The 2,372-nt window shown below is 55.1% G+C and carries 3 protein-coding genes; 1 reads left to right on the forward strand and 2 read right to left on the reverse strand.

Features of this window, described 5'->3' with window-relative positions:
• Both ACREAY_RS11385 and ACREAY_RS11390 read right to left on the reverse strand, forming a co-directional pair.
• A partial coding sequence (locus ACREAY_RS11385; RefSeq protein ID WP_431755887.1) for a hypothetical protein occupies nt 1-237 on the reverse strand: 237 nt, incomplete at its 3' end.
• A 178-nt stretch (nt 238-415) separates the two neighbouring features.
• Nucleotides 416-973 carry a hypothetical protein gene (locus ACREAY_RS11390; RefSeq protein ID WP_431755888.1) on the reverse strand — a complete coding sequence of 186 codons (558 nt, stop codon included), beginning with the start codon at nt 971-973 and terminating at the stop codon, nt 416-418.
• 107 nt (nt 974-1,080) lie between these two features.
• Between ACREAY_RS11390 and ACREAY_RS11395 the strand changes: the two genes are divergently transcribed.
• Nucleotides 1,081-2,372: phosphomannomutase (locus ACREAY_RS11395; RefSeq protein WP_431755889.1), on the forward strand; the 1,292-nt coding region annotated here is incomplete at its 3' end.

Consider the following 2,372-nt stretch of genomic DNA (forward strand, 5'->3'; position numbering starts at 1 on the left):
GTCCATCTGCGCGTCAAGGTGAGCGCTGTCGTGCCTTCCCACGGTGACGTGGATGTCATAGCCTTCGGTCGGGCTCATTTTCGTGTCAGTCGCGCCTGCCAGCGCGAGCCCCGGCAGGGCCGTTGCAAGGACAAGGGCAATGGCCGCCGAAAGCGTCGTGCCCATGATTATCTTTCTTTTGTTGTTGTTATTGTTGGTACGTAGATTTTCATGATCAGTCGGGTCTTGGTCCGTCATCAGTTGATAAAACGGAAAGAATGATATAAATTTTGACCCAAATTATTCCTAAATGTCAAAATCCTGGATAGGAGTATATGACAATGGCATAGAATATTGAAGTAATGAAAAGTAACATGAAATTTTTTGCGAATAGCCTACCTGATGAAAAATACTTGCGCCCGGCTGGAAATTTCTGTTATCTGCTCGGGATCTGGCGCGCTCTAGCGTGCAATTCTGCCAGATAATTGGACACCGACAGCGCGCCTGCGGCCATGACCAGATAGTGGCCAATGCCCATGATGATAAAGAGGTCTGCCAGGTCGTTCTCCCTTCCCCTGAATTCTTCGCCAATGATGCCGCCAGTAACTGCGGCGGCCCTTGCGATGCTGTCCTTTAGAGACTCGATAGCGTATATCCACAGCACTCCTGAGCCTATGGCAAGGATGCCACCCACAAGCGCAAGGCGCGTTCTATGCCTCTTTAGCGGGATCGCGGCAAGCAGAAACGCAATGGCAAGTACAAACAGCGACATGCTTGCTATCGAAGCAGCGACGGTGGGGCCGTTCTGGCGCAAAAGGGAAATGTCTATCTGCCTTCCCGCGGCGTCAGGAGTCTGGGCAAAACCTGCCATTATGTCTAGCGGAGCATATGCCCTGTAGCCAAGAAAGTTGATGGCTACCCACGGGACTGCAAATGCCGGCAGCAATAGCCCAATAGATATGGGCACAATGAGATATTTGTAGCTGCCAAGCACTAAGCTTTTACTTGCGAGACTGTTTGATATAGTTAATAGAATCCTGTGCAGTACTTGCAGCCTGTAGCGGAGCTAAAATAAATATGCACGACCTGCAATTCCATGCCGTGAAGGTATCCATATCTGGCGTCCGGGGAATCTATGGCCCGGACTTCAACCTGCACGAGGTGGCCAGGTTTGCCGGCATGTTTGCAAACGTGGTAAAATCCGGCAAGTGCATCCTTGCCCGCGACACCCGGCCTTCTGGCAGGATAATATCGCAAGTTGTATCCGCATCTTTACTGTCTGCCGGAATCGACGTCTACAACCTGGGAGTGGCGCCGACGCCTGCGGCGTTCCGGGAGGCAAGGAAATACGGCGCCGGCATCATCGTCACCGCGTCGCACAACCCGCTAGAGTGGAACGGGCTGAAATTCATAATCGAAGGCCGCGGCCTGTTTGAAAAAGAGCTTGAGCAGATGCTCGCGTCAGGCGTGAAAATCGCGCAGCCGGGCGCAGAGTACGGCGCGACAACAACCTATGTCGACGACGTCGCAGCCCTTGCAGGCAAAGGGGACGCAAGGGTGGGCATAGACGCCGGCGGCGGAGCTGCCTGCGGCTATGCCGAGCAGCTGTTCAAGAAAATGGGGATCGAGTTTTTCAGCATCAACGGCGTCGCCGGCGTTTCGTCGCGCGGGCCGGACCCGACGGCCGACGAATTGTCAGATTTGCGGTCTCTCGTCACTGCCAACAAACTTGACCACGGCTTTGCGCTTGACCTTGACGCCGACCGGCTCGTGGTCGTGGACCGGGACGGCAATAAATTGAATCCCGACGCGACCTTGCTTTTGTGCGTAGCCCGGGCGGTGGAAATGGGCGCCAAGAATTATGTCACCAGCATCGACACCAGCGTCGCCATTGAGAAATTCGTGAAAGGGCGCGGCGGCAGAGTCTCTCACTCCAAGGTGGGTGAGGCAAACGTGGTCGACAAGATGCTCGACGTGGGCGCAGAGGCGGGCGGCGAAGGCAGCAGCGCCGGCTTTATCATGCCGAAATTCAACATGTGCCGCGACGGCCTGCTTGCGGCCGCCACAATTGCGACACTTGACAAAAAAACGATATCCGATTGCCTTGCCTTAGCATCGCAATTTGTGCAGGTGCGCTCCAAGATAGCTGCGGATTCGGCCATACACGCCCGGGTCATCGCAAGACTTCCAGACGTATTGAAGGGCGAGTCGTCGCAGCTGATAATTGGCGACGGCGTCAAGGCGATAATCGACGAGGACTCGTGGGTGTTGGTCAGGCCGTCAAACACAGAGCACGCCATCCGGGTATCCGTGGAATCCAGGGCCGACAGGGCCCATTCCCTTTACAAGACGATGAGCGAAAAGGTCCAGCGCGTCTATGAATCGGCTAGATG

Origin of the sequence: Nitrososphaera sp. (assembly GCF_050748925.1) — an archaeon.
Lineage (GTDB): Archaea > Thermoproteota > Nitrososphaeria > Nitrososphaerales > Nitrososphaeraceae > Nitrososphaera.